The organism is Rhodococcus sp. PvR099, assembly GCF_017833315.1.
Taxonomy (GTDB): Bacteria; Actinomycetota; Actinomycetes; order Mycobacteriales; family Mycobacteriaceae; genus Rhodococcus_G; species Rhodococcus_G oryzae.
In genome coordinates this window covers 3,984,101-4,008,743 of sequence record NZ_JAFIBV010000001.1, presented here as the reverse complement: position 1 = coordinate 4,008,743, position 24,643 = coordinate 3,984,101, and the positions used below count along the sequence as shown (strand labels likewise).

The following is a 24,643-nucleotide window of genomic DNA, read 5'->3' as shown; positions in this document are numbered from 1 at the left end:
CCCCACCGAAAATCGGCTGAACGCTATCAGGTTGAGCTAACGCAAGATGATGACGATGGTCCATCCTCCACAACATCTGCCTGATTTGTCCGGGTGTTCGATTCAAACGTTGACAACAGTCGCAATGTCCCGCAAGCTGTCGATTGCAGAGGCGCGGTTACGCGCCCCCGATGTCCTGTGGGCTGATTTTGGATCGCCCCAGTCGACCATGCACCAATCGTCAGCACTGCGCGCATCGGCGCGCAGCGGCGCCATCAGGGGGTTGCATGCACAGTGTCGAGATAGTCATCGTCGGCGCTGGTCCACGGGGGACCATCGCGCTTGAGCGGCTTTGCTCGAATGTGACTGACATTCCAGCAGATTCACCGATCACCATCCACCTCATCGACCCGTTCCCCGCCGGGGCCGGCAGGATCTGGCACACCGATCAACCCCAAGCGCTGCTGATGAACACCGTGGCATCGGACATCACCGTCTTCACCGATCCCTCCGTGAAGTGTGTGGGCCCTATTGTTCCTGGACCAAGCCACTATCAGTGGGCGAAAGGTGTTGCAACGGGCAATATTGCCGCGAGGAGGGAGGAAATCCTTCTGGAAGCGGCGCGGACCCTTCCGTGGTCGTACCCAACGCGACCGATGCAAGGTGAATACCTTCAGTGGGCAATCCGGCACATCATCGATCGCGCGCCCGACAATGTCAGCGTCGTCCTTCACCGCTGTTCGGCGGTCGCGTTCGCGCAGAAGGGCCAAAAGTACACACTTGAGCTCAGTAGCAGAAAGAGCATCAACGCCGACGCCGTGATACTCGCTGTTGGGCATTTCGACACGCAGCCCACTGCAAGGTCTGAACGCTACGCAGCCACCGCACGGCGCCTAGGGCTGACCTATGTTCCACCCGCCAACGCTTCGGAGATCGATCTCGAACAGATTCCAGCTCGCGAGCCTGTAATTCTCAACGGGATGGGTCTGAACTTCTTCGACTACGTCACCCTACTCACCGCGGGGAGGGGAGGTCGGTTCGTCAGCGATGTTTCTGACGGGCTGCGGTACATCCGATCCGGCCAAGAACCGGTATTGCTAGCTGGTTCCGGCCGAGGAGTGCCATATCTTGCGCGCGCCGAGCATGAGGAAGAGAACACCGAGCGATACCAGCCGCAGTTCATAACCGCGGAGGTCATCCGCGAGTTCAGGAGCATGGTCCGATCCGGCGGTGCTGACTTCCGTCGCGACGTCTGGCCACTTGTGCAGAAGGAGACTGCCTGGGTCTTCTACAGCACCCTATTGGTAGACGATCCGACTGCAGTACAAGAGATTTGGGCAGTTCTGTCCACACATCAATGGGGGCATCCCGAGATACGGCGAACGATCGCGCATCTCATTCCAAATCCAAAAGATCGGCTCGATTGGAATGCAATCGACCGCCCTGCATCCGGCAGGAGCTTCCCATCACGAGCGGACTACACGGACTGGGTGCACCAGAGGCTGTGTGTAGACTACGCCGCGTCCGAGGAGGGCCCAACGAGCAATGCTCTCAAGGCTGTCGGCGCGATCATGCGAGACCTGAGAGATGAGGTCCGTCAGATCATCTCGCATCGAGGACTGAACGGCGACTCCTACCGCCGAGATATCGACGATTGGTTCAGCGGCCTGAACAACCTCATCGCGTCAGGCCCCCCGCGTTCCCGAATCGCCGAACTCATTGCGCTCGAACGGGCTGGAATCGTCACATTCCTAGGACCCGAAATGACCGTCGACATCGATGACGAAGCCGGCTTCTTTCGTGCATCGTCACCGAGCGTGTGTGAGCCGGCGGTCCAAACGCGCGCATTGGTCGACGCCTTCTTGCCGAAGAACGACATCCGTGCGACCACGGATCCGCTGCTTCGCTCGATGCTTTTATCTGAGGACTGCAGGCCTCACAGCATTCCCACAATAGATAGCGACCCCTATCAGACAGGTGGAATTGATGTCGACGAGAAGCTGTTCCGGGTGATTAAAGCCGACGGCGCACCGCACAACCATGTCTACACCTACGGTCCACCCATCGAATCCGTCCAGTGGGTTACAGCGATCGGTGCGAGGCCAGGGGTCAATTCACGCACATTGCTGCAGGCCGACACGATCGCCCGATCGATTCTCACGTCGGATCTGTTGCATGCGCGGGACGCATTCACCCACGAGCCCGTTTCAGCGCCGTCCTAACACGCACCAGCAATTCAACAGAAGGACACTATCGCGATGGCAATCTTCGCCGTGACGTACAGGTACGACAGGGCTCTCGCGGACGCCCGCGCGAGCGTGCGGGCCGCCCACAACGAATGGCTTGTTCAACTGGTTGCCACAGGACAAGCCCTTTGTACCGGCCCATTCACCGACGGTAGCGGCGGGCTTTTAGTGTTCAACTCTTCGTCATTGGATGATCTCAAGCGGCTGCTGAACGATGACCCGTTTTCCCGGGATCGGCTTGTTCAATCAACCACGATCGTCGAGTGGCGACCTGTTCACGGAAGCGTTGGAGCCACCGCCTCGACGCCCGTGCGATAGCCTCGGTCTTCATTGGTAATTCGCCTGCGGCCCTGTGCTGCTCATGAAGAAGGGGGCTCCGACCTGAGATATTTCGACTTGTCTAAGGCTGTACAAACGTGTGATCGACGATCACATTTCAGGTGAGCAGTGTACGTCCTGCTATCCCCGCCTGTCCGCAGACACCTGCTGACGGCACCCTTCGAGTTGTCAGCAGGTCGGCGTTCTAGGTGTCGGTCGGATCAGCCGCTTGAGACACATCGCGAACTGCGACTCCCGAACGATCAGCTCGGTCACCCCTGAGTAACGAAAGGCAATGTGTCCGTCGGGCAAACCACCGCCTGCACCGCAGGTGTGTGGTGCCTCGAACGCCGAAGCGACCGACGGTGGCGAACGTAGCGATCGCCTAGGAGCAGCCCTTCGGGTCGACGCTCGATGCTAGAGAAGCGGAGCCCGATCTAGCCGAAACCCATTCCTATGGTGGCTAACCCGCGTCTATCAGGCTGACCGCGCGTAGCTCATCGACACGCTCACCGCTCAGACTCGCCGAGGAGCAAGCAAAAGGGCTAGCCCCGCGCCATGTCCACGAACCGCGACAGGTGCAGCTGGTGCGCGACCGTGATCGTTGCCGTGGGACCACCACGGTGCTTGCCCAGGATGATGTCGGCCTCTCCGCCGCGCGGGTCGTCCCGCTCGAAGGCGTCGGGCCGGTGCAGCAGCATGACCATGTCGGCGTCCTGCTCGAGCGAGCCGGACTCGCGGAGGTCGGACACCATGGGGCGCTTGTCGGTTCGCTGCTCGGGACCACGGTTGAGCTGACAGATCGCGACCACCGGGACCTCGAGCTCCTTGGCCAGCAGCTTGAGGCTTCGGGAGAACTCGGAGACCTCCTGCTGACGCGATTCGACCTTCTTGCCGGACGACATCAGCTGCAGGTAGTCGAGCACGATCAGCTTGATGTCGTGCTTCTGCTTGAGCCGGCGCGCCTTGGCGCGGATCTCCATCATGGTCAGGTTGGGGGAGTCGTCGATGAACAGCGGCGCCTCGCTGATCTCGCTCATCCGCCGCGCCAGCTTGGTCCAGTCCTCGTCGTTCATCTTGCCGGACTTCATGTCGGCGAGCTTGATCTTCGCCTCCGCCGACAGCAGACGCATGACGATCTCGGTCTTTCCCATCTCGAGGGAGAAGATGACGCTGGCCATGCCGTGCTTGATCGAGCAGGACCGCAGGAAGTCCATTCCGATGGTCGACTTACCGACACCGGGGCGGGCCGCGACGATGATCATCTGCCCGGGGTGCAGGCCATTGGTGACCTCGTCGAGCTCTGTGAACCCGGTGGGCACGCCGAGCGAGAGACCACCGCGGCTGGCGATGGAGTCGATCTCGTCCATCGTCGGCTGCAGCAGCTCCTCGAGCGCAACGAAGTCGTCGTTGGTGCGGCGCTCGGTGACGTCGTAGACCTCGGCCTGGGCGCGGTCCACCACCTCGGCCACGTCCTGACCCTCGGACCCGGCGTAGCCGTACTGCACGATCCGGGTGCCGGCCTCGACCAGGCGGCGCAGGATCGACTTCTCCGCGACGATCTCGGCGTAGTAGCCGGCGTTCGCGGCGGTGGGCACCGTCTGGGTGAGCGTCACCAGATACGGCGCGCCGCCCACCCGGCGCAGGTCGCCACGACGCTCCAGCTCGGCCGACACGGTCACGGGGTCGGCGGGCTCGCCGCGGGCGTACAGGTCCAGGATCGCGTCATAGACGTTCTGGTGGGCGGGCCGGTAGAAGTCGCCGGGCCGCAGCCGCTCGAGCACGTCCGCGATCGCGTCCTTGCTCAGCAGCATGCCGCCGAGCACGGACTGCTCGGCCGCCATGTCCTGTGGCGGCTGGCGCCCGAAATCCTCACGGGGCGGCTCAGCCGGCTCCGAGTAGTCCGAGTGACCCCGATCATCGACAACCGCCACGCGATAACCGTCCTCTCCCGCAAACCTCGACGCCCGGTCGGCCACGCCGTCCGGTGCGTCCACACGCAATACATACGCGCCCGGACCGACAGGTTGATCCCGACCCCCGAAATCGGGGTCCGGCACAGCCGCCGCAGGACGCGCGCGCACGACGTTAGGCATCCGGACCGGCTCGTTCAACACGGGCTGTGTACACAACTGTGGATGAATTGTGGAAACCGCAGTTGACCAGTGTTAGCGCCCTGGGGACAACCTGAGGATAACTGTGTGACTACTTCCCATCTGCGCAGGTGATCGTACCTTTTCTTATTCACACACCTGTGGATGAAAATACTTTCGGCGTGTCCCACGGGTTGGGCATCCGGGCGTGTTGCCGAAACGCGCTGACCTCGCAATATGAGTTGCATCACAGTGATCGATCACACGAACTGGACGCTTGTCTTGGGACCCCGTCACAACGCGCGGAAAGTTATCCACAACGACTCGGGGCCCCGCAGACCATAGGTCCGCGGGGCCCCGAGGGCGAACGTGGGTCGGACTAGCCGGCGACCACGTTCAGGTGGAACTTGGCAACGACGTCGGGGTGCAGGTTCACAACCACGGCGTGCTTGCCGGTCGCCTTGATGTGCGCCTTCGGCAGCTCGAGGCTGCGCTTGTCGACGACAGGGCCACCGGCGGCCTTGATGGCGCCGGCAACGTCGGCGGCGGTGACCGAGCCGAACAGCTTGCCCGTGTCGCCGGCCGTCTTGACGGTCAGCGAGACGCTCTCGAGGCCCTCGATCGCGGCCTTGATCTCCTTGGCGTGGTCGAGTCCGCGCACGGCGCGGGCTTCCTGCGCACGGCGGATGCCGTCGACCTGCTTCTCGGCGCCACGGGTGGCGACGATCGCGAGACCGCGGGGCAGCAGGTAGTTACGGCCGTAACCGTCCTTGACCTCAACGGTGTCGCCGGGCGCACCGAGGTTGTCCACGTCTGCAGTGAGGATCAGCTTCATGTCTTCCCTTTCCTTAGCGAGCCGTCGAGACGTAAGGAAGCAGAGCGACCTCACGCGAGTTCTTCACGGCAACGGCCACGTCCCGCTGGTGCTGGACGCAGTTGCCGGTGACACGGCGCGCGCGGATCTTGCCGCGGTCGCTGACGTACTTACGCAGCAGCGTCGTGTCCTTGTAGTTGATCTGCGTGTTCTTCTCTTTACAGAAGGAGCAGACCTTCTTCTTCATCACCTTGTCGCGCAACGGCGGCTTCGGCATTGTCTTTCTCCGTACTTTCAATGTTCGTTCGCATCAGATCCCGGCGCTGTCGCCAGAGCGGAGATCAGAACGGGGGTTCGTCGTTTCCACCACCGGAGCCACCGAACGAGCCGGACGACTGCGGGGCGCTGCCCCACGGGTCGTCGCCGCCGGAGTTGGCAGCCGGGCGTCCGCCGCCCGAACCGCCCGAGGAACTGAACCCTCCGCCGCCTCCGCCGCCACCGCGGTTGGCCTTGTTGACCTTGGCCGTGGCGTACTTGAGCGAGGGGCCGATCTCGTCGACCTCGAGTTCCATGACAGTGCGCTTCTCGCCCTCGCGAGTCTCGTAGGACCGCTGCTTGAGCCGTCCACTCACGATCACCCGAGAACCGCGAGTCAGGGACTCGGCAACGTTCTCTGCGGCCTCACGCCAGATGTTGCAGCGCATGAAGAGCGCCTCGCCGTCTTTCCATTCATTGGACTGACGGTCGAAGGTGCGGGGCGTCGATGCGACGGTGAAGTTCGCAACCGCGGCCCCCGCGGGGGTGAATCGAAGCTCGGGATCAGCCGTCAAGTTTCCGATGACGGTGATCACGGTGTCGCCTGCCATGTGGGTTCCTCCTGCAGTGTGTGGAATCCTGTTGCGCCGAGCCTAGGGCCAGGCGCAGACAGAAATCACTTGTTGTGGCGCAGAACCTTGGTGCGGAGCACCGACTCGTTCAGGCCGAGCTGACGATCCAGCTCGTTCACGGTGGCAGGGGTCGCGTTGATGTCGATCACCGCGTAGATGCCTTCGCTGTGCTTGGCGATCTCGTAGGCGAGACGGCGCTTACCCCAAACGTCGACCTTGTCGACACTGCCGCCGTCCTGGCGAACAACATTGAGGAACGTATCCAGCGACGGAGCGACGGTGCGCTCGTCCAGGCTGGGGTCAAGGATGACCATCAATTCGTAATGACGCATAAGACCTCATCACCTCCTATGGACTAGTGAAACGGCCACGGACTATCCGTGACAGGAGGGTCGTTGCGTCAGCAACCCATGCAGGTTACACGAGCGGCCCCTGACCTGCGAAATCGCGTCCGTCCGGGCGACGGCTACGAGGGCGGAGGAATCCCTCCCGCGGCCTGGACCACCTAGGCTGACAACCATGCGGACGCGCGCCCAGGCAGGGACACCGGCGGTGGCGGTCACCGTGACGCTGCTGTGCGGGCTCACCCTTGCCCTCGGTTATCTGAACAAGGCCAGGTGCGCGGGCGCCCCATTCGCCGAGAACGGCCGCAGCCTCGTCTTCGACCGGCTCAAGGACAGCAACTTCTGCTACTCCGACATCCAGTTCCTCTGGCTCGGCCGCGACATCGACAACCACGTCTTCCCCTACCTCACGGGCGGCATCACGCCGGACGGATTCCTGACCGGCGGCACCGTCGAGTACCCCGTGCTCAGCGGGTTGCTGATGTGGCTCGGCGGGATCGGTGCACACAACGATGCCGAGTTCCTGCTGAACTCGGCGCTGATCCTGGTGCCGTTCGGGCTCGCCACCGCGTGGATGCTCGGTCGGCTCGCGGGCTGGCCTGCGCTGCTGTGGGCGGCCGCCCCGCCACTGGTCCTCTACGCCTTCCACAACTGGGAGCTGCCGGTCGTCGCGGCCGCCACCGCGGCGATCTTCGTGGTCGTGTACTACCAGCGGATCCCGCTGCGCACCAGGGCGATCGGCGCCGCCGTCCTGCTCGCGATCGGCCTGTGCCTGAAGATCTACCCCGGCGCCTTCGTGCTGCCGCTGATGGCCTTCGTGTTCACCGGCGGGGCCGACGGCGCCGAGCTGCCCTCCTCGGTGCGGGGCCGGTTCGATCCGAAGGGTGCGCTGATGGTGGCCGCCGCTGCGGCGGGCACGGTGATCGCGATCAACCTGCCGTTCGCGCTCGCCGGCTATCCCGGCTGGCTCGCCTCGTTCACCTTCCAGTCCGATCGCCAGGCCGACATCACCACCAACTCGATCTGGTACTGGGGGGTGCGGCAGCTGTTCGGCGGCGTCGAGGGCCCGGACAGCGCCTACGCGTCCTTCGTCGGCCTGGCCTCACCGCTGCTCATCGCCGCGTCGTTCGCGCTGGCGCTCTGGCTCGGCTTGCGCCGGTATCGCCGCGAGGGCAGCTACCCCTGGATCGCGGTGAGCGCGGCGATGCTGTGCGGCTTCATGTTGCTGCACAAGGTGCATTCGCCGCAGTACACGCTGTGGCTGATCCCCTTCCTGGTGCTGCTGCGGGTGCCGTGGGCGCTGATCGGGGGCTACCTGCTCGCCGACCTGGCGATGGGGATCGGGGTGTTCCGCTACTTCTACGAGCTCGCGAGCGGATCGGACGCGTCCGTGATGGAGTTCGTCGTGCAGTTCGGCGTCTGGGGGCGCGCGGCGTTGCTGGTGGTGCTGTTCTTCGTCTTCCTCCGTGCACGCCCGCGATGGGACGCCGCGGGCGCCGATGCAGGCCCGCGGCACGGCCTCGGTCATCGGGATCCGGCCCTCACGGCGGCGTCATGACCGGACCCTGGTTCGAGCAGCCCACGCTCACCGGCGAATACGTCCGCCTCGAGCCGCTGACCCTCGCGCATGCGGAGGACCTGTACCGGGCCGCGGACGACCCGACACTGTTCCACTGGACCTGGCGCCCGATCGAAAGCGTCTCGGACGCAACCGAGTACATTTCCCACGCGCTCGACGACCCGCAGCGGCTGGCGTACGTCCAGATCGACACCGCGACCGGCGTGGTGGTCGGCACCACCTCGTACTACCAGATCGACCCGCTGCACCAGTCGCTCGCGATCGGCTACACCTGGCTCTCCCGCTCCGCCCAGGGCGGCCGGATCAACCCGGAGGCGAAGCTGCTGCTGCTGCGCCGGGCCTTCGAGGATCTCGGTGCGGTGCGAATCGAATGGCACACCGACGAGCTGAACGCCCACTCTCGCGGCGCGATCGCCAAGCTCGGCGCCGAGTTCGAGGGGCTGCTCCGCAAACACCGCCGCCGCCAGGACGGAAGTTGGCGGAACACAGCGCTTTTCTCGATGATCGACGACGACTGGCCGCTCGCCCGCGCCCAGCTCGAGGCGCGGATCAGCGAATAGCCTGCGCTTCGGACCACGCCTGCGCGCCGCGTCGGTCCCGCGGGCGCAGCCAGGACGGCAGCCACCCCGGCGGCCGGTCCGGAGCGCCGTCGAGGACACCACCGACCGGGTCGTCCACCCCGCCGCCGCGCACCAGGTCCAGCTCCGGGCGGCGGATCTGCCGGATCACCAGCACACACAGCGCGACGACCGCGACGTCCCGAACGATCACCGTCGCGGTGAACCACTGCTCGGGCAGGCCCTTGTTCTGGACGCCCAGGTAGTAGTACATCCGCGGCACCCAGACGAGGGCATCGATCGTCATCCACGCCAACAGGATTCGACGATGCGGCAGCGCGAGCACCGCCAGCGGAACCAGCCACAGCGAGTACTGCGGACTCCACACCTTGTTGGTGAGCAGGAAGGCCGCGATCACCAGGAAGCACAGCTGCGCGACGCGGGGCCTGCGGGCGGCGGTCAGGGCCAGGTACCCGATGCCGACGCAGGCGGCGGCGAACAGCACCAGCGACACCGCGTTCAGATTCGTCGGGGTCTCACCGCCGGCCAGCGGGCCGTCGAAACCGGGCCAGCCGGTGAACGAGGAGATCACGTTGTAGATCGAGTCCGGGTCGGCGCCCCGCTCGGAGTTGAGCCGAAAGAACTCCCGCCAGCCGGCCGGGAACAGCAGCGCGACGGGCAGATTCACCACCAGCCAGGCCGCGGCCGCGCCCGCAACGGCCTGCCACCACGGCCGCATCCTGCCCGCGCGCAGGCACAGCACCAGCAGCGGACCGAGCAGCAGCAGGGGGTACATCTTGGCGGCACCGCCGAGCCCGAGCAGCACGCCTGCCAGCACCGGCCGCCTGCGCGCCCAGCCGAGCAGGCCGCCCGCCGCGAAGGCCGTCGCCAGCGGGTCGAAGTTGGTGAACGCGTGCACCACCACTAGGGGGGACACCGCGACCAGCGCCGCGTCCCAGACCCGCCTGCCTGCCAGTAGCACCGTCGCCCAGACCGTGACCAGCCACGCCAGCGACAATCCCAGCGCGACCACGTTGAAGTAGAGGACCACCTGCAGCGCCCCTGGCAACCAGGAGACCGCGTCCCAGGCCTTGGCGACCTTCATCGAGCCGTATTGGTAGAGCCCCGCGAGCACCGGGTACTCCATGTACCGCACCTGCGTGGACCCGTCGCCCGCCTTCTCCTCCCACGACTTCTTGTACGGGAAGGCGCCCTCGTCGAGCCGTTCCGCGCCGTACAGCGGCACCGTGTCCGAGTAGCACAGCGCGGTGTACTGGCGGCTGCCGCTCCAGTCCAGGCCGAGCGCACCGCCGGGCCCGTTCGGGGCCTGCTGGAGGCACGCCGCCTTGGTGGACCAGCCGAGGGCGAGGAAGACGACCGCCAGCAGCAGGATCACCCGCAGCGGGGTGAGGAAGCGGGTCCGGCCGACGAGCGCGTGCCGCCCGACCGGTCCGCCGATGACGCCGCTGAGCTCGGCCACCATCGGATCGGTGCGCCCGGGCAGGTCCCGGTCCACGACTGACCGGCAGTCGTCCGCCAACGGGCCCGGCGAGGCGATGACCGCGCCGCCCGCAGGCTCCTGTGGTGGAGCATGCGGAACGACCGTCACGGTGCTGTCGTCAGGTTGCTCGGCCACCGCAGTGACGTTACCGATCGGCTATCGGTTCGGCCGGATCGGCGCTCCCTGCGGGCTGCCTCCCTGCGCGTTGGCTCCCGGGCTCAGACCGTCCTCGGCCTCGACCTCGTCCTGCGTCGGCTGGCCCGGCGACGGACCCGGATCGACCGTCGCGGGCGGTGTGGTCGGCCTCGGCGCCAGACCCGGCAGCGGGATCGTCACGCCGGGCAGGACCTCCACCTGGCGCGGGGTGATGATGACCGGAGGCAGCGTCAGCCCCGGTGCCGGCGTCGGGCTCGGCGTGACGGCCGTGGTCTTCGGCGGCACGTACGGCGCGGTGTACGCGGGCACGCCTGCCTGACCGGCGATCGCCTCGGGCTTCGGGAAGGTCTCGACGTCGGTGCCCTTCAGCGCGCCGTCCATCGTGGCCTTCCAGATGTCGGACGGTAGCCCCGAGCCGTACATCAGTCCGCCGTAGCTGTTCTGCAGCGGCAGGCCCTGCTCGGTGCCCACCCACACGGCGGTGGCCAGCGACGGGGTGTAGCCGACCATCCAGGCGTCCTTGTTCTGGCCGGTGTCGCCGAGCTGCGCGGTGCCGGTCTTCGCGGCGGACGGACGCCCGCCTGCCAGGCCGTGGTTGCGGGAGTAACCCGCGATCGGCTGCATGGCGGACGTCACGTTGTCGGCGACCGCCGGCTTGAGCCGGGCCTCGCCTGCCGGCGCGGGCCCGCGATCGAGCAGCACCGTGCCGTCGCCGGTGACGACCTTCTGCACGAAGTGCGGCGCGCGGTAGACGCCGGAGGCGGCCAGGGTCGCATACGCGGATGCCATGTCGATCACACGAGACTGGTACTGGCCCAGCACGATTCCGTACTCGGAGGACCCGTTCGGCTCCTGCAGGGTGATGCCCTTGACGTCGGGGATCTCCTCGGGGATACCGGCCTTGTGCGCGATGTCCGCGATCTTCTCCGGGCCGTTCTCGATGGACATCATCTGCCGGTAGAAGCTGGTGTTCAGCGACCGCTTGAGCGCCTCGGCGATGGTGCAGGTGCCGCAGGACTCGCCCTCGACGTTGGTGATGGTGATGCCGCCGATCGTCAGCGGCCCGCTGTCGTACATCTTCGACAGCGGGATGCCCTGATCGAGGGCCGCCGCGAGCCCGAACACCTTGAACGACGAACCGGTCTGCAGCCCGGACTGGGCGAAGTCGAAGCCGGCGCCGTCGGCGCCGCCGTAGTAGGCCTTCACCCCGCCGGTCTTCGGGTCGACCGAGACGACCGCGGTGCGCAGCTCGGGCTTCTCGCCCTCCATGTTGTTGTTGACCGCGTCGACCGCCGCCTGCTGGGCCTGCTGGTCGATGGTCGTGGTGATCTGCAGTCCCTCGGTGTTGAGGACCTGCTCGTTGATGCCGTTCGCGGCGAGTTCCTTGATCACCTGGCTACGGATCAGGCCGTCAGGACCCTTCGCCGAGACGCCGTTGTCGACCTCGGACTGCGAGATCGTGTGCGGGTACTTGGCGCCCGCCCGCTCGCCCGCGCTGAGGGTGTTCGCACTGACCATGCCGTCCAGGACGTAGCCCCACCGGCTCTCGGCGCCGGTCGGGTTCGTCTCGGGGTCGAGCAGCGACGGCAGCTGGATGCTCGCCGCGAGCACGGCGCCCTCCTCGACCGTGAGCTCCTCGACCGGCTTGTTGAAGTAGGCCTTCGATGCCGCCGCGATGCCGTACGCGCCGCGGCCGAAGTAGATGGTGTTCAGGTAGGCGACAAGGATGTCGTCCTTGGACCACTGCCGGGCCATCTTCGAGGAGATGACGAGCTCGCGCATCTTGCGGGTGAGAGCGCGCTCGTCACCGACCAGCGCGTTCTTCACATACTGCTGGGTGATCGTCGAGCCACCGCCCGCGTCTTCCCTGCCGAGGACATTGTCGCGCGCGGCCCGGGCGAAGCCGGAGACGGAGAACCCGGGATTGGTGTAGAAGTCCCGATCCTCGGCCGAGAGCACGGCGTTGCGCACGTGCGGCGGGATCTGGTCGATGGTGACGTCGGTGCGGTTGCCCTCCGGCGGGACGATCGTGCTGATCACGGAGGTGCCGTCACTGTTGTAGATCGTGGCGACCTGGTTCGTCTTGATGTCGCCGGGCTTGGGCACGTCGGCGCCCGTGTAGGCGACCATGAACGTCAGCAGCGGCACCACCAGTCCGATGGCGACGAGGCTGATCACGGTGCGGCGGATGATCTTCCAGCGCTTCGAACTGCCCTTCTTCGGCGGCTTCGGCGGCTGACCGCCCGACGAGCCACCCCTGCCCTTCGGCGGCGGGCCCGCCGGGGGACGACCGCCTGGTCCGTTACCGCTACCCGACGCGGTGCGGGGCGCGGCGGGCCGCTGCGCCGGGGGGCGCTGGGCCGGCGGCCGCTGCGCCGCGGGGCGGGGCGCCTGGCCACGTGCGGCGTAGTTGACCTGCCCCTGGTTCGGCGGCGGATATCCGGGGGCCTGGTTGGGGCGCGGCGGCGCGCCCTGCGGATACCCGGGCGCCTGGTTGGGCCGGGCCTGCGGGTATCCGGGTTGAGCGTTGGGCTGTGAGTACCCCGGCGGTCGGCCCCCCGGTGGCGGGCCACTCGGCCGCGGCTGTCCGGCGGGTCGACCACCCTGCATGTTGTCGTAGGGGGAACTCACGTAGGAATCTCCAGTGCTCACGTAGACACGGCTGTGTCAGTTACATCGTTCGGCGGGTAGGTGGTGCTCACTCACTCGCAATGCGGCGACTCGGCGCACGCGCACCCGAGGGTCGGCGAGCCCGTTTCGGGGCGGGGGCCGCTCCGAGCACGTACGACTGCACCAGGTGGTTCCAACTGCAGGTGCGGCACACCTCGACCACGTGCACGGAGAACTCCTCCTGGGTCGTCGCCAGCCGAACCAGCTCCTCCGACGTACGTGCCGAACCCGAGATCGGGCCCAGCCTGTCGCCGAACACCCACGAGACGAGGGTGAGCTGTTCTTTCCTGCAGATCGGACAGGTCGCGTCGGAGCCCCTGCCGTGGAACTTCGCCGCGCGCAGCAGGTAGGGACCGGCATCGCACACCTCGGCGACACCCGTCCGGCCGGAGTAGACCTCGGCCAGCAGGGATCGCCGCTGTAGCGCGTAGTCCACCACCTGCCGCTGCAATCGCACGTGACCAGAGTACGTGGGCAATCGTGCGAGGTCTCGGGTTGGCGGCGGCGCGAGCTGCGACACGCCGGGCCGACACCCGCGGCGCACCCCGCCCGACCAGTGGCTGCGCGCTGCCCGTGCCGGATCGCGAATCGGCACTGTCGATCGCGCCACTACCCGGCTGCCTGACCCCCGCGCACCGCTTCTCCTATCATTTCGACCGTGGCCAGCCGCAATACGACCCGAGCGCGGGACATCGACCGCTCGAACACCTGCACGCTGCTCGACGCCGGGTACGGCGAGGGCCAGCTCGACTTCGACGAGCACAAGTCGCGCACGGCAGCGGCCATGTCCGCCAGAACTCTCAGAGAGCTGGAGTCGCTGGTCACCGACCTGCAGCTGCCGACGGCCCTGACCGACACGCTCAGCGCGGCGGACCGGCCCGCGCCGCCGCGCCGTGGGGCGCTGGTGGCAGGCATCGCCGTGGTGGTCGCCGCAGCGGTCGCGCTGATCCTGATCAACCAGGACGGCCCCGATCCCGCGCCCGCGACGGCCGCCCCGCCGGTCGCGCCGCTGGCACCGATTCCCCCCGCAGCGCCCGCGCCCGACAAGTACGCCGACGTCGCACCGAGGGTCATCGCGCCGATCGACACCCTCACGGCGGCCGGCATCGAGGAGTTCATCCGTAAATATCGGGAGAGATTCGGTGACACCCTCGTCTACGACGCGAACTTCCGCAGCGACTACGTCAGCATCACGCGGATGATGCCCGACCAACCCGACCGCGAGCAGGACTACACCTTCCGCGGCGGTTTCGACCCCGACAGCGTGTCGAGCCACACCAGCGACGATCCGCCGTTCGACCTGGCGAGCGTCGACCTCGACGCCCTGGCCGGCCACCTCCTCGGCGCCGCCCAGTCGGTGCGGGTCCCGGGCGGGGCGATCAACTACATCGGGATGCAGTTCGAACAGGGCGACCCGACGGTGTCCATCTACGTGGACAACGAGGAGACCGGCGCGAGCGGCTACCTGGAGCTGAGTCCCACGGGGGAGGTAACCCGCGTGTCCACGCCCAGCTGATCGGCGGCGCGCTCCTATGCTCGGCGGGTGCCGAGCAACTCCTCGCTGCGCATGCGCGCCCGCGACACCGACCGCGTCGACGTGTGCGGGCTCCTCGACTCCGCCCACGACGACGGCCAGCTCTCCGACTTCGAGCACCGCGACCGCACCAAGGCGGCGATGGCCGCCCGGACCCTCGCCGAGCTCGACGCGCTGGTGTCGGACCTGCAGATCCCCGACAAGCTGAAGGGGTCGCTGCCCCTCCCGCCGACCGGCCCCGGCCTCGGCCTGCACCTCCGCCCGCGCCTCGCCATCGCCATCGGGGCCGTGGCGGCGCTCGGCGCCGTCGTCTTCTTCGCGATCGGCGGCGGTGACGGCGACGCGGACGCTCCCGACCGCCCCGAGAACGTGCTGTCCGCTCCGGGGCTCGCCCAGATGATCGACGAGCTGCGCGCCGGATACGGCGACGCGGTGGTCGACGAGGCGACGATCTATCCCGAGTACGCGCGGATTCAGCGCGCCCAGCCGGGGGCGCCCGGCATGTCCCAGGACATCGACTATCGGGACGGACTCCAGGAGCCCGATTCCCGCACCGGTCGGGACCCCAAGACGATCCCGGTCGATCTGGCCCGGCTCGACATTCCGGCCGTGGTCGGGCTGCTGCTCGGCGCCCCGCAGACGCTGGGCGTGGCAACACCGGATTCGATCCACATGTCCGTCGAGAACGGGGACCAGGGCCCCGAGGTGTCGATGTACCTGTCCGACGGGCGGATGGGCACGTCCGGACACATAACCGCGGGGTTCGACGGGGAGGTCTTCTCGATCTACCCCGCGACGGACTAGCCCGGCCCGGAGCGTACGTCTAGCCGTGACGCCTTGTCACACAAACGCGCCTTGTCGTAGGCTCCTATATATCGGCGCGATATAGTTTGCTGTCGCATCAATCGATAGGTGACTCAGGAGGTGCAGTAATGCTCGAACTCGCGATTCTCGGGCTGCTCCTCGAATCACCCATGCACGGATACGAGCTGCGCAAGCGGCTGACCGGCCTATTGGGCGCGTTCCGCGCCTTTTCCTACGGTTCGCTCTACCCGACACTGCGCCGCATGCAGACCGACGGGTTGATCGCCGAGGACGCCGGGCCGACGGGTGCCTCCATGCGACGTGCCCGCCGCGTATACGAGCTGACCCCTGCCGGCAGGCAGCGGTTCGCCGAACTGGTCGCCGACACCGGTCCGCAGAACTACACGGACGACGGTTTCGGCGTTCACCTCGCCTTCTTCAGCCGCACCCCCGCCGAGGCGCGGATGCGGATCCTCGAGGGAAGGCGACGTCAGGTCGAGGAGCGCCGCGAGGGGCTCCGTGAGGCCGTCGGGCGGACCACCGGTTCCCTCGACCGCTACACCCGGCAGCTGCATCAGCTCGGTCTCGAATCGAGCGAGCGCGAGGTGCGCTGGCTCAACGAGCTGATCGTGGCCGAACAAACATCGACAGCAGTACCCAAGAAAGAAGGAGAACCCGACCATGGGTGAGAACAGCACCTCGGTGCGCGTGGCCATTGTGGGCGTGGGGAACTGTGCCTCGTCCTTGGTCCAGGGAGTCCACTACTACAAGGACGCCGACGAGACGGCCACCGTGCCGGGCCTGATGCATGTGAAGTTCGGTCAGTACCACGTCCGCGACGTCGAGTTCGTCGCCGCGTTCGACGTGGACGCCAAGAAGGTCGGCTTCGACCTCTCCGAGGCGATCCTCGCCAGCGAGAACAACACCATCAAGATCGCCGACGTGCCGCCGAGCAACGTCACCGTGCAGCGGGGCCCGACCCTCGACGGCATCGGCAAGTACTACGCACAGACCATCGAGGTCTCCGACCTCGAGCCGGTCGACGTCGTCGCGGCCCTCAAAGCGGCCAAGGTCGACGTCGTCGTGTCCTACCTCCCGGTGGGCTCCGAGGATGCCGACAAGTTCTACGCCCAGTGCGCGATCGACGCGGGCGCCGCGTTCGTCAACGCCCTGCCCGTGTTCATCGCCTCCGACCCGGAGTGGGCCGCCAAGTTCAAGGACGCCGGCATCCCGATCGTCGGCGACGACATCAAGAGCCAGGTCGGCGCCACCATCACCCACCGCGTGATGGCGAAGCTGTTCGAGGACCGCGGTGTCGTGCTGGACCGTACCTACCAGCTCAACGTCGGCGGCAACATGGACTTCAAGAACATGCTCGAGCGCGAGCGTCTGGAGTCCAAGAAGGTCTCCAAGACCCAGGCCGTGACGTCGAACCTGACCGGTGCACTCGCCGGCAAGGTCCACGACCGCAACGTCCACATCGGCCCCTCGGACTACGTCGAGTGGCTCGACGACCGCAAGTGGGCGTACGTCCGCCTCGAGGGTCGCGCCTTCGGTGACGCCCCGCTGAACCTGGAGTACAAGCTCGAGGTCTGGGACTCGCCGAACTCGGCAGGCATCATCATCGACGCCGTCCGCGCCGCCAAGATCGCGCTCGACCGCGGCATCGGCGGACCGGTCTACCCGGCGTCGGCGTACCTGATGAAGAGCCCGCCGGTCCAGATGGCCGACGACAAGGCCCGCGCCGAGCTCGAGGCGTTCATCATCGGAGCGGACGACTAAACACCGCAGCCATCCAAAGGCCCCCCGAACGAATTCCGTTCGGGGGGCCTTTGCGCACCCGCGCGCCCGTGCGAAGCGCCTACCCCGGCAGCGGGATGACGATGCCCGGCAGGATCTCCACATTCCGCGGCGGGGGCGGCGGCGGAAGCGGCGCGGGCGGCACGAATACCGGCGGGGCCGGGGCCTCGACCGGGGGTGCGCCATCCGGGACAGCCGGGGCCGCCGGGGCCTGCGGCAGCGGCGCCTCCTGTCCCGAGCCACCCGTGTTGGTGCGGGAACCATCACCGGTGCCGCCACCCGAGTACGCGGGCACACCCGACTGGCCACCGATGGGCTGCGGCCACGGGAAGGACTCGAAGTCGGTGCCCTCCAGCGCGCCGTCCATCGTGCCCTTCCAGATGTCCGAGGGCAGCCCGGACCCGTAAATCGATCCGCCCCACTGGTTCACGATCGCCTGCGACTGCTCGGTACCGATCCAGACCGCGGTGGACAGCGACGGCGTGTAGCCGACCATCCACGCGTCCTTGTTCATCCCGGTGTCACCGAACTGCGCGGTCCCGGTCTTGGCGGCCGACGGCCTTCCTCCGTACAGGGCGTGCCCGTTCGAGTAGACCGCGATCGGGAGCATCGCCTGGGTGACATTGTCGGCCACCGCGGCATCGAGCCGCCGTTCCCCCTGCGGCGCAGGACGATCCAGCAGTACGGCGCCGTCCGCGGTCACCACCCGCTGCACAAAGTAGGGCTGATGGTAGATCCCGGATGCGGCAAGCGTCGCGTACGCGGACGCCATGTCGATCGGACGGGACTGGTACTGCCCCAACACGATTCCGTTCTCCGGCGGGCCGCCGTTCTGGGTCAGGCTCTCGCCCTCGACGCCGGGGATCTGCTTCGGGATGCCGGCCTCGTGCGCGACGTCGGCGATCTTCTGCGAGCCGTTCTCCATCGACAGCGTGAGCCGGTAGAAGCTGGTGTTCAGCGACTGCTTGAGCGCCTGCGCGATGGTGCAGGTCCCGCAGCCGTCGCCGCCCACGTTCGTGATCTCCACCTGACCGACAGTGAGCGGGGCACTGTTGAACATCGTCTGCAGGCCCTTTCCCTCCTTGAGCAGGGCGGCCAGCCCGAACACCTTGAACGCGGACCCGGTCTGCAGCGGCGACTGCGCGAAATCGAAACCGGCACCGTCGGATCCGCCGTAGTAGGCGCGGACCGCACCGCTGCGCGGATCGATGGACACCACCGCCGCGCGCAGCTCCTGGGGCTCGCCCGCCATCGTCTCGCGCACCGACTCCAGCGCCGCGTCCTGCGCCTTCGGGTCGATGGTGGTGGTGATCTGCAGCCCCTCGGTGTTCAGCTGCTGCTCGCTGATCCCGGCCGCGGCCAGCTCGCCGAGCACCTGCGCCCGGATCAGCCCCTCCGGTCCGCGCGCCGCGTTCGCATCCACCAGCTGACTCGCCGGCACCACCGCCGGGAACAGCGCGGCGGACCGCGCCTCCTTCGACAGCTGGCCCTGGCTGACCATGCCGTCGAGCACGTACCGCCAGCGGGACTCGAGCCTGGCGCGGTTGGTCTCGGGGTCGAGGCTGGACGGGCTCTGGATGACGGAGGCGAGCACGGCGCCTTCCTCGACCGTGAGCTCCTCGACCGGCTTGTTGAAGTAGGCCTTCGACGCGGCCGCGATGCCGTACGCGCCGCGACCGAAGTAGATGGTGTTCAGGTAGGCGGCGAGGATGTCGTCCTTGGACCACTGCCGGGCCATCTTCGAGGAGATGACCAGCTCACGCATCTTGCGGACGACGTTCCGGTCCGCGCCGACGAGGGTGTTCTTGACGTACTGCTGGGTGATCGTCGAGCCGCCGCCCGCGCTGGCCTTGCCGAGGATGTTGTCGCGTGCTGCCCGGGCGAAGCCGGAGACGGAGAAACCGGGATTGGTGTAGAAATCCCGATCCTCGGCGGACAGGACCGCCTGCCGGACGTGCTCGGGGATCTGCGCGAGCTCCACATCGGTGCGGTTGCCCTCCGGCGGCACGACCTTCGTGATCGTCGAACCGTCGGTGGCGAAGATCGTCGCCACCTGGTTGGTACGCATGTCCGAGGGATGCGGCACCTCGGCCTGCCAGTAGCCGACAGCGAACACCGCGGCAGGCACGACCACCAGCAGCGTGACGAGCCCGGCCGCGATCCACAGGAACAGGCGGCGCCTGCTCCGCTTCGGGGGAGTGGGAGTGGGCTCATCACCCGGCGGGTCGCCACCACCCGGTTCTTCGGGCGGCGGCGGGGTCGTCGGGGCATTGCTGGCGGGCGAGCTCACATGCAGGATTCCTGTCTGGGAGACCGAGTCTTCCCTGCATCCTGACATTCGTAAACAGGCGTGGCCATCGACGCGCCACAATTCCGCCGCGCCGAACTGGACGGGCCACCAGATTCACCCGCGACGGATGAGGGTCAGCGCACCCGTCGCCACACCGCGACGGCCAGCCCGAGCAACACCGCACAGCCGGCCAGCACCAGCGACTCGGTGACACCAGCCTCGCCGCGCACGATCCCGGCCACCGCCGCGATGAACGCCATGACCGTGAAGAACCCGAGGATCCCGATCAGCATCTCGACCTGCTGGCGACGCCGCGCCCGGTTCTTCACGAGCCGCGGCTCACGACTTGACGCCGCCCGCGGTCAGACCCGACACGATGCGGCGCTGGAAGATCAGCACCATGATCACGAGCGGGACCGTCACCAGGGTGCCCGCCGCCATCACCGCGGTGTACGGCTGAGAGAAGGAGTCCGGGCCCTCGAACCGGGCGATCGCCACCGTCACCGGCTCGGTCGCGCGGGTGGAGAGCATGTTCGCCAGCATGTACTCGTTCCACGTCGCGATGAAGGCGAGGATCGCGGTGGTGAACAACGCAGGCGCCGCCAGCGGCAGGATCACCTTCCGGAAGGCCTGCCCCCGCGAGGCGCCGTCGACCCGGGCCGCCTCCTCGAGCTCCCACGGCAGGTCGCCAAGGAAGGAGGTCAACGTGTAGATGGTCAGCGGCAGCACGAACGAGATGTTCGGGATGATCAGCGCCTGGTAGTGACCGATCCAGCCGATGTCACCGAAGAGCTGGAACAGCGGCGTCACCAGCGCGACGCCGGGGAACATCGAGGCCGCCAGGATGATGCCGGTCACGACGTACTTGCCGCGGAACTCGATCCGCGCCAGCGCGTACGCGGTGAAGATGCCGAGCATCATCGCCACCGCGGTGGTCGCGGCGCCGATGATGAGGCTGTTGACGATGGCACCGAGGAAGTCGTTGCCCTTGTCGGTGGCCAGCGCGTCCCGGAAGTTGTCGAGCGTGACGTAGGTCGGCCACGGGGTGGTGTCGAAGGTGTGGTCGACGTCCCGGAACGCGGTGATGACCATCCAGTAGAACGGGGCCAGCCCCCAGATCAGGATGATGGCCGCACCCATGTAGGTGCGCACGCTCGGCCAGGGGGACCGCCTGCGGCGCTCGATCGGCGCGGCCTGTTCGGGGCCCCGCCCGATGGGCGACTTCGCAAGCGCGTCGCCGCGACCGAAGGGCGACTTCGCCAGCTCGTCGCTGCGGTGCCGTCCCGCCATCACTACTTGTCTCCCTTGCGCTGTTCGTCCTGCGTGCGCACCGCGTTGGCGCCGAGGAACTTCACCATGATGAAGGCCACCGCGAAGATCATCAGGAACACCAGCGTCGACAGCGCGGACGCACTGTTGAAGTTGCCGTTGCGGATGTCCGCGACCACCAGGATCGACATCGTGGTGGTCGGGGTGGCGCCGCTGTCGCCGTTGAGGATCGCGGGCAGGTCGTACATGCGCAGCACGTCGAGGGTGCGGAACAGGACCGCCACCATCAGCGCGGGCTTGACCAGCGGCAGCGTGATCTGGGTGAACCGCTGCCAGGCGCTGGCGCCGTCCACCTTGGCGGCCTCGTAGACGTCCTGGGGGATCATCTGCAGACCGGCCAGGATGAGCAGCGCCATGAACGGCGTGGTCTTCCAGACGTCGGCGACGATCACCGCGAACCGAGATGCCCACGGATCCGTCGTCCACGCGATGTCGGTCCCGAGGATCTTGTTGGCGATGCCGTTCTCCGCGAAGATGAAGAACCACAGCTTGGCGGTGACCGCCGTCGGGATGGCCCACGGGATCAGCACCGCGGCCCGCAGCAGCGAACGGCCGAAGAAGGTGCGGCCCATGATCGTCGCCATCCACAGGCCCAGCAGGACCTCGATGGTCACGGTGACGGCCGCGAAGAAGAAGGTGATCCCGACGGACGGCCAGAAGTCCGCGCCCAGGGTGCCGGGCGGGCAGGACCCCATCCCGGAACCACAGTTCTGGGTCAGCCACATCAGGTAGTGGTCGAAGCCGGCGAAGCCGCCCTTGGTGAACGTGCCGGTCACCGGGTCGAGGCCCTTGTCGGCCTGGAACGAGAGCCAGATGGCCCGCAGGACCGGGTACAGGATGACGATCGCCAGGATCACCATCGTCGGCGCGATCAGCCACACCGCCCGCAGGTCTCTCTTGCGCGGTGGTGGTGCTATGTCGTCGTGACCCGGATACCCGCTGTCGGGTACCTCGCGCCCGGAGGCGCTGACGTCGCGGCCGGAGTCGGTGAGGACTCCGGCCGCGGCGCGAGCCTCGTCTGCCTGCCGTGGCCCAGCAGAGTCAGCCATCGTTGGTGTACCTGGTTCTCTTCGTGTTCGAACTGCCAGGGCCCGAGCCGGGCCCTGGCCTTACTGACTTACTTGGACGCGGCCGAGATCGCCGCGGACATGTCCGCGGTCGCCTGGTCGACGCTCATCTTGCCGGTGATGGCGGCGTACGCGTTGTCCTGGATCGCCTTGGTGACGGCGTTGTAGAACGGCGTGACGGGTCGCGGCACGGCGTTCTCCAGCGCGGACTTGAGCGCGGGCAGGTACGGGTACTTGGCGATCAGCGCGGCGTCGTCGTACACGGACGCGAGCACCGGCGGGAACGACGCGTCCGCGAAGGACTGCTGGTTCTCCGGGTTCTGCACGAACGCGACGAAGTCGCGTGCGGTCTGCTTGCTCTTCGAGTTCACGTTGATGCCGTTGTTGTAGCCGCCAAGGGTGGACGCGCCGGGGCCGGTGGGGCCGACGATCGGCGCGACCGCGACGTTGCCCTTGACCTTGGAGCTGTCCTTCTCGGCGTTCGTGTACATGTACGGCCAGTTGTAGGCGTACATGGACTCGCCACCGACGAACGCGAGGTTGGTCTCCTCCTCGGTGAAGCCGGTGGAGCGCTTGGCGATCTGGCCCTTCGCGTAGGCGTCGACGAGCGACTGCAGGCCTGCCTTGGCCTGCGGCGACTCGACCTCGGGGGTCTGGCCGTCGGGGCCGACGACCGAGCCGCCCCACGAGTTGATCGCCTGCGTGGTGTTCACGGTCAGGCCCTCGTACTGCTTGAGCTGGGTGACCAGGCAGTCAACGGACTTGGCGGTGGCCGTGGCGCAGCTGTCCGTGAGCGCCTGCCAGTTCGCCGGCGCCGTGGGCATCAGGTCCGTGCGGTAGTAGAGCAGCTGCGCGTTGGTGTTCTGCGGGGCCGCGAACAGCTTGTCGCGGTAGGTCGCGCTGGCGACGGTCGCGGGCAGCAGACCGGACGTCTCGATCGCCAGGTCACCCTCGAGCGGCTGCAGCCAGCCGTTGGCGGCGAATTCGGCGGTCCAGGTGACATCGAGCGCCATCACGTCGTAGTCGGAGTTGCCGGCCTGCAGCGACTGGACCAGCTTGTCGCGCTGGTCGTCGGCCTCGCCGGGGAGTTCCTTGAGCTCGACCTTCTCGTCCGGGTGCGCGGCGTTCCAGCTCGCGATGACCGGGGTGAGCTTGTCCGTGTCGTTCTTGCCCATCGCGAACGAGATCGGACCACGGCCGCCGGTGTTCTCAGCCGAGGCATCGCCGGAGCCCGAGCCGCTGTCGCTCGAACAACCGGTGATCGCGAGCAGCGATGCGGCGGTTGCCGCGACCGCCGCACGGCGGACCGCCTTCGTATTCAGAACCATGGAGTATCTCCCCGGTAGTCGGTGGATCGGATCGGTCGGTTCGGCGCAGCACGAAACGCGCGACGCCGATGCCCGTGTCGTTGCCTACTGTGGCACGGAACACCGCCGAACCGAGACATTACGTCGAACCTGAATCGGTCAGGAATCTAGTCGAGCCTGCGGCCGTCCGCAGCGGAGAACAAGTGCAGCTCGGAGGGGTCGACGTGCAGCCGGACCTGCTGGCCCTTCTGCGGCGGGTTGCGCCAGTCGGCGCGGGCGACGACCTCGTGCGGGGCGCCTGCGAGGGTGGTCCGGCCGTAGATGTAGGCGTCCGAGCCGAGCTCCTCGACCACGTCCACCTCCATCGGGATGCCCCGGTCGGAGAACTCCAGGTGCTCGGGGCGGATGCCGAGCACCACCTCCGGCTCGTGCGCAAGGGCGAGGGCGCCGCGCGGTACAGGGATCACGGTCTCGCCGAACAGCACGCCGCCGTCCGTGACGGGCAGGGTGAACAGGTTCATCGAGGGCGAGCCCATGAAGCCGGCCACGAACATGTTGGCCGGCCGGGAGTAGAGCTCGCGCGGCGAGGCGCACTGCTGCAGCAGCCCGTCCTTGAGCACCGCGACCCGATCGCCCATCGTCATCGCCTCGACCTGATCGTGGGTGACGTAGACGGTGGTGGTGCCGAGCCGGCGCTGCAGCTGCGCGATCTGGGTGCGGGTCTGCACGCGCAGCTTCGCGTCAAGGTTGGAGAGCGGCTCGTCCATGAGGAACACCTGCGGCTGGCGCACGATCGCGCGGCCCATCGCGACGCGCTGCCGCTGGCCGCCGGAGAGCGCCTTCGGCTTGCGGTCGAGGTACTGCGAGAGGTCGAGGAGCTTCGCGGTCTCCTCCACCCGCTGGCGGATCTCCGCCTTCGGGGTGCCCGCCAGCTTCAGCGCGAAGCCCATGTTCTCGGCGACCGACATGTGCGGGTACAGCGCGTAGTTCTGGAACACCATCGCGATGTCCCGGTCCTTCGGCTCGGTGCCGGTGACGTCCTTGTTGCCGATCAGGATGCGGCCGGAGTCGACCTCCTCCAGCCCCGCGAGCATGCGCAGCGAGGTGGACTTGCCGCAGCCGGACGGGCCGACCAGGACGAGGAACTCGCCGTCCTCGATGTGCAGGTTCAGCTTGTCCACGGCCGGCGTGGTGGAGCCGGGGAACACGCAGCTGGTGGAGTCGTAGGTGACTGTCGCCATGGGTGTCGATCGATCCCTTCACCGGCAGGAACGTGCCGGACGATCCGAGTTGAGGGTGGTGTGCGGCCAGTATCGCAGAGCGCGCCGATGAGTTCCGCCGTCGAGGCTGGTCTACCTGTTCACACGC

22 protein-coding genes are annotated in these 24,643 nt (G+C 67.3%); 8 read left to right on the top strand and 14 right to left on the bottom strand.

Annotated features, from left to right (window positions below; genetic code table 11):
* Nucleotides 1–266: 266 nt before the first annotated feature.
* Nucleotides 267–2,201: an FAD/NAD(P)-binding domain-containing protein gene (locus JOE46_RS18425; protein WP_209928051.1), complete on the top strand. Its 1,935-nt coding sequence runs from the start codon at nucleotides 267–269 to the stop codon at nucleotides 2,199–2,201.
* 36 nt (nucleotides 2,202–2,237) lie between these two features.
* Nucleotides 2,238–2,543 carry a YciI family protein gene (locus JOE46_RS18420; protein ID WP_209928049.1) on the top strand — a complete coding sequence of 102 codons (306 nt, stop codon included), beginning with the start codon at nucleotides 2,238–2,240 and terminating at the stop codon, nucleotides 2,541–2,543.
* Between the two features lie 545 nt (nucleotides 2,544–3,088).
* On the opposite strand, the gene dnaB is transcribed toward JOE46_RS18420, so the two are convergent.
* The 5 genes from dnaB to rpsF form a co-directional block, all read right to left on the bottom strand.
* On the bottom strand, nucleotides 3,089–4,477 hold the full coding sequence (gene dnaB, locus JOE46_RS18415; RefSeq protein ID WP_077043362.1) for a replicative DNA helicase: 1,389 nt from the start codon (nucleotides 4,475–4,477) through the stop codon (nucleotides 3,089–3,091).
* A 538-nt stretch (nucleotides 4,478–5,015) separates the two neighbouring features.
* On the bottom strand, nucleotides 5,016–5,471 hold the full coding sequence (rplI, locus tag JOE46_RS18410) for a 50S ribosomal protein L9 (protein WP_097210829.1): 456 nt from the start codon (nucleotides 5,469–5,471) through the stop codon (nucleotides 5,016–5,018).
* A 13-nt stretch (nucleotides 5,472–5,484) separates the two neighbouring features.
* On the bottom strand, nucleotides 5,485–5,727 hold the full coding sequence (rpsR, locus tag JOE46_RS18405; RefSeq protein WP_027502095.1) for a 30S ribosomal protein S18: 243 nt from the start codon (nucleotides 5,725–5,727) through the stop codon (nucleotides 5,485–5,487).
* A gap of 64 nt (nucleotides 5,728–5,791) precedes the next feature.
* The gene (locus JOE46_RS18400) at nucleotides 5,792–6,316 is read right to left on the bottom strand and encodes a single-stranded DNA-binding protein (RefSeq protein ID WP_097210828.1); all 525 of its coding nucleotides are present in this window, start codon (nucleotides 6,314–6,316) and stop codon (nucleotides 5,792–5,794) included.
* Between the two features lie 65 nt (nucleotides 6,317–6,381).
* Nucleotides 6,382–6,669, bottom strand: a complete 288-nt coding sequence (rpsF, locus tag JOE46_RS18395) for a 30S ribosomal protein S6 (RefSeq protein WP_027502097.1) — start codon at nucleotides 6,667–6,669, stop codon at nucleotides 6,382–6,384.
* Between the two features lie 187 nt (nucleotides 6,670–6,856).
* Between rpsF and JOE46_RS18390 the strand changes: the two genes are divergently transcribed.
* A complete protein-coding gene (locus tag JOE46_RS18390; protein WP_245221100.1) occupies nucleotides 6,857–8,239 on the top strand; it encodes a glycosyltransferase family 87 protein in 1,383 nt (460 codons plus the stop codon).
* Nucleotides 8,236–8,820 (top strand): GNAT family N-acetyltransferase, encoded by a 585-nt coding sequence (locus JOE46_RS18385; protein ID WP_209928048.1) that lies wholly within the window; start codon nucleotides 8,236–8,238, stop codon nucleotides 8,818–8,820. The genes JOE46_RS18390 and JOE46_RS18385 overlap by 4 nt, the downstream gene beginning before the upstream one ends.
* On the opposite strand, the gene JOE46_RS18380 is transcribed toward JOE46_RS18385, so the two are convergent.
* The 3 genes from JOE46_RS18380 to JOE46_RS18370 form a co-directional block, all read right to left on the bottom strand.
* Nucleotides 8,810–10,300, bottom strand: coding sequence for a glycosyltransferase family 87 protein (locus JOE46_RS18380; RefSeq protein WP_245222074.1), 1,491 nt, complete (start codon nucleotides 10,298–10,300; stop codon nucleotides 8,810–8,812). The genes JOE46_RS18385 and JOE46_RS18380 overlap by 11 nt on opposite strands.
* 174 nt (nucleotides 10,301–10,474) lie before the next feature.
* Nucleotides 10,475–13,084 (bottom strand): transglycosylase domain-containing protein, encoded by a 2,610-nt coding sequence (locus JOE46_RS18375; RefSeq protein ID WP_245222072.1) that lies wholly within the window; start codon nucleotides 13,082–13,084, stop codon nucleotides 10,475–10,477.
* Nucleotides 13,085–13,172: 88 nt separating this feature from the next.
* Nucleotides 13,173–13,601: a DUF5318 domain-containing protein gene (locus tag JOE46_RS18370; protein ID WP_027502101.1), complete on the bottom strand. Its 429-nt coding sequence runs from the start codon at nucleotides 13,599–13,601 to the stop codon at nucleotides 13,173–13,175.
* A gap of 201 nt (nucleotides 13,602–13,802) precedes the next feature.
* Here JOE46_RS18370 and JOE46_RS18365 point away from each other — a divergent pair, with 201 nt between their 5' ends.
* The 4 genes from JOE46_RS18365 to JOE46_RS18350 all read left to right on the top strand — a co-directional run bounded on the left by JOE46_RS18365 (nucleotide 13,803) and on the right by JOE46_RS18350 (nucleotide 17,264).
* Entirely contained in the window at nucleotides 13,803–14,660 is an 858-nt protein-coding gene (locus JOE46_RS18365; protein WP_143548395.1) for a DUF1707 domain-containing protein, read from the top strand.
* 27 nt (nucleotides 14,661–14,687) lie between these two features.
* Entirely contained in the window at nucleotides 14,688–15,482 is a 795-nt protein-coding gene (locus JOE46_RS18360) for a DUF1707 domain-containing protein (protein ID WP_097210825.1), read from the top strand.
* Nucleotides 15,483–15,610: 128 nt separating this feature from the next.
* On the top strand, nucleotides 15,611–16,171 hold the full coding sequence (locus tag JOE46_RS18355; RefSeq protein ID WP_027502104.1) for a PadR family transcriptional regulator: 561 nt from the start codon (nucleotides 15,611–15,613) through the stop codon (nucleotides 16,169–16,171).
* Nucleotides 16,164–17,264, top strand: coding sequence for an inositol-3-phosphate synthase (locus JOE46_RS18350; protein WP_097210824.1), 1,101 nt, complete (start codon nucleotides 16,164–16,166; stop codon nucleotides 17,262–17,264). The genes JOE46_RS18355 and JOE46_RS18350 overlap by 8 nt, the downstream gene beginning before the upstream one ends.
* A gap of 79 nt (nucleotides 17,265–17,343) precedes the next feature.
* On the opposite strand, the gene JOE46_RS18345 is transcribed toward JOE46_RS18350, so the two are convergent.
* From JOE46_RS18345 to JOE46_RS18320, 6 genes are all read right to left on the bottom strand, one after another.
* A complete protein-coding gene (locus tag JOE46_RS18345; protein ID WP_209928047.1) occupies nucleotides 17,344–19,620 on the bottom strand; it encodes a transglycosylase domain-containing protein in 2,277 nt (758 codons plus the stop codon).
* An 86-nt stretch (nucleotides 19,621–19,706) separates the two neighbouring features.
* Nucleotides 19,707–19,901 carry a hypothetical protein gene (locus JOE46_RS18340; protein WP_097210822.1) on the bottom strand — a complete coding sequence of 65 codons (195 nt, stop codon included), beginning with the start codon at nucleotides 19,899–19,901 and terminating at the stop codon, nucleotides 19,707–19,709.
* Between the two features lie 10 nt (nucleotides 19,902–19,911).
* Complete coding sequence (locus JOE46_RS18335; RefSeq protein WP_209929173.1) at nucleotides 19,912–20,712, bottom strand: carbohydrate ABC transporter permease; 801 nt, start codon at nucleotides 20,710–20,712, stop codon at nucleotides 19,912–19,914.
* Between the two features lie 152 nt (nucleotides 20,713–20,864).
* Nucleotides 20,865–21,950 carry a carbohydrate ABC transporter permease gene (locus JOE46_RS18330; protein WP_097210821.1) on the bottom strand — a complete coding sequence of 362 codons (1,086 nt, stop codon included), beginning with the start codon at nucleotides 21,948–21,950 and terminating at the stop codon, nucleotides 20,865–20,867.
* A gap of 68 nt (nucleotides 21,951–22,018) precedes the next feature.
* On the bottom strand, nucleotides 22,019–23,296 hold the full coding sequence (locus tag JOE46_RS18325; RefSeq protein WP_097210820.1) for an ABC transporter substrate-binding protein: 1,278 nt from the start codon (nucleotides 23,294–23,296) through the stop codon (nucleotides 22,019–22,021).
* A 146-nt stretch (nucleotides 23,297–23,442) separates the two neighbouring features.
* On the bottom strand, nucleotides 23,443–24,516 hold the full coding sequence (locus JOE46_RS18320) for an ABC transporter ATP-binding protein (protein WP_209928045.1): 1,074 nt from the start codon (nucleotides 24,514–24,516) through the stop codon (nucleotides 23,443–23,445).
* Between the last annotated feature and the right edge of the window lie 127 nt (nucleotides 24,517–24,643).

Bases quoted from the DNA above. Each gene is read 5' to 3' on its own strand.
- JOE46_RS18380 (WP_245222074.1), bottom strand. From the start codon at position 10,300: ATGGTGGCCGAGCTCAGCGGCGTCATCGGCGGACCGGTCGGGCGGCAC.
- JOE46_RS18385 (WP_209928048.1), top strand. From the start codon at position 8,236: ATGACCGGACCCTGGTTCGAGCAGCCCACGCTCACCGGCGAATACGTC.
- JOE46_RS18330 (WP_097210821.1), bottom strand. From the start codon at position 21,950: ATGGCTGACTCTGCTGGGCCACGGCAGGCAGACGAGGCTCGCGCCGCG.
- JOE46_RS18350 (WP_097210824.1), top strand. From the start codon at position 16,164: ATGGGTGAGAACAGCACCTCGGTGCGCGTGGCCATTGTGGGCGTGGGG.
- JOE46_RS18335 (WP_209929173.1), bottom strand. From the start codon at position 20,712: ATGGGTGCGGCCATCATCCTGATCTGGGGGCTGGCCCCGTTCTACTGG.
- rplI (WP_097210829.1), bottom strand. From the start codon at position 5,471: ATGAAGCTGATCCTCACTGCAGACGTGGACAACCTCGGTGCGCCCGGC.
- JOE46_RS18375 (WP_245222072.1), bottom strand. From the start codon at position 13,084: ATGCAGGGTGGTCGACCCGCCGGACAGCCGCGGCCGAGTGGCCCGCCA.
- JOE46_RS18320 (WP_209928045.1), bottom strand. From the start codon at position 24,516: ATGGCGACAGTCACCTACGACTCCACCAGCTGCGTGTTCCCCGGCTCC.
- rpsR (WP_027502095.1), bottom strand. From the start codon at position 5,727: ATGCCGAAGCCGCCGTTGCGCGACAAGGTGATGAAGAAGAAGGTCTGC.
- JOE46_RS18345 (WP_209928047.1), bottom strand. From the start codon at position 19,620: ATGTCAGGATGCAGGGAAGACTCGGTCTCCCAGACAGGAATCCTGCAT.
- JOE46_RS18355 (WP_027502104.1), top strand. From the start codon at position 15,611: ATGCTCGAACTCGCGATTCTCGGGCTGCTCCTCGAATCACCCATGCAC.
- JOE46_RS18400 (WP_097210828.1), bottom strand. From the start codon at position 6,316: ATGGCAGGCGACACCGTGATCACCGTCATCGGAAACTTGACGGCTGAT.
- JOE46_RS18325 (WP_097210820.1), bottom strand. From the start codon at position 23,296: ATGGTTCTGAATACGAAGGCGGTCCGCCGTGCGGCGGTCGCGGCAACC.
- JOE46_RS18390 (WP_245221100.1), top strand. From the start codon at position 6,857: ATGCGGACGCGCGCCCAGGCAGGGACACCGGCGGTGGCGGTCACCGTG.
- JOE46_RS18425 (WP_209928051.1), top strand. From the start codon at position 267: ATGCACAGTGTCGAGATAGTCATCGTCGGCGCTGGTCCACGGGGGACC.
- JOE46_RS18420 (WP_209928049.1), top strand. From the start codon at position 2,238: ATGGCAATCTTCGCCGTGACGTACAGGTACGACAGGGCTCTCGCGGAC.
- rpsF (WP_027502097.1), bottom strand. From the start codon at position 6,669: ATGCGTCATTACGAATTGATGGTCATCCTTGACCCCAGCCTGGACGAG.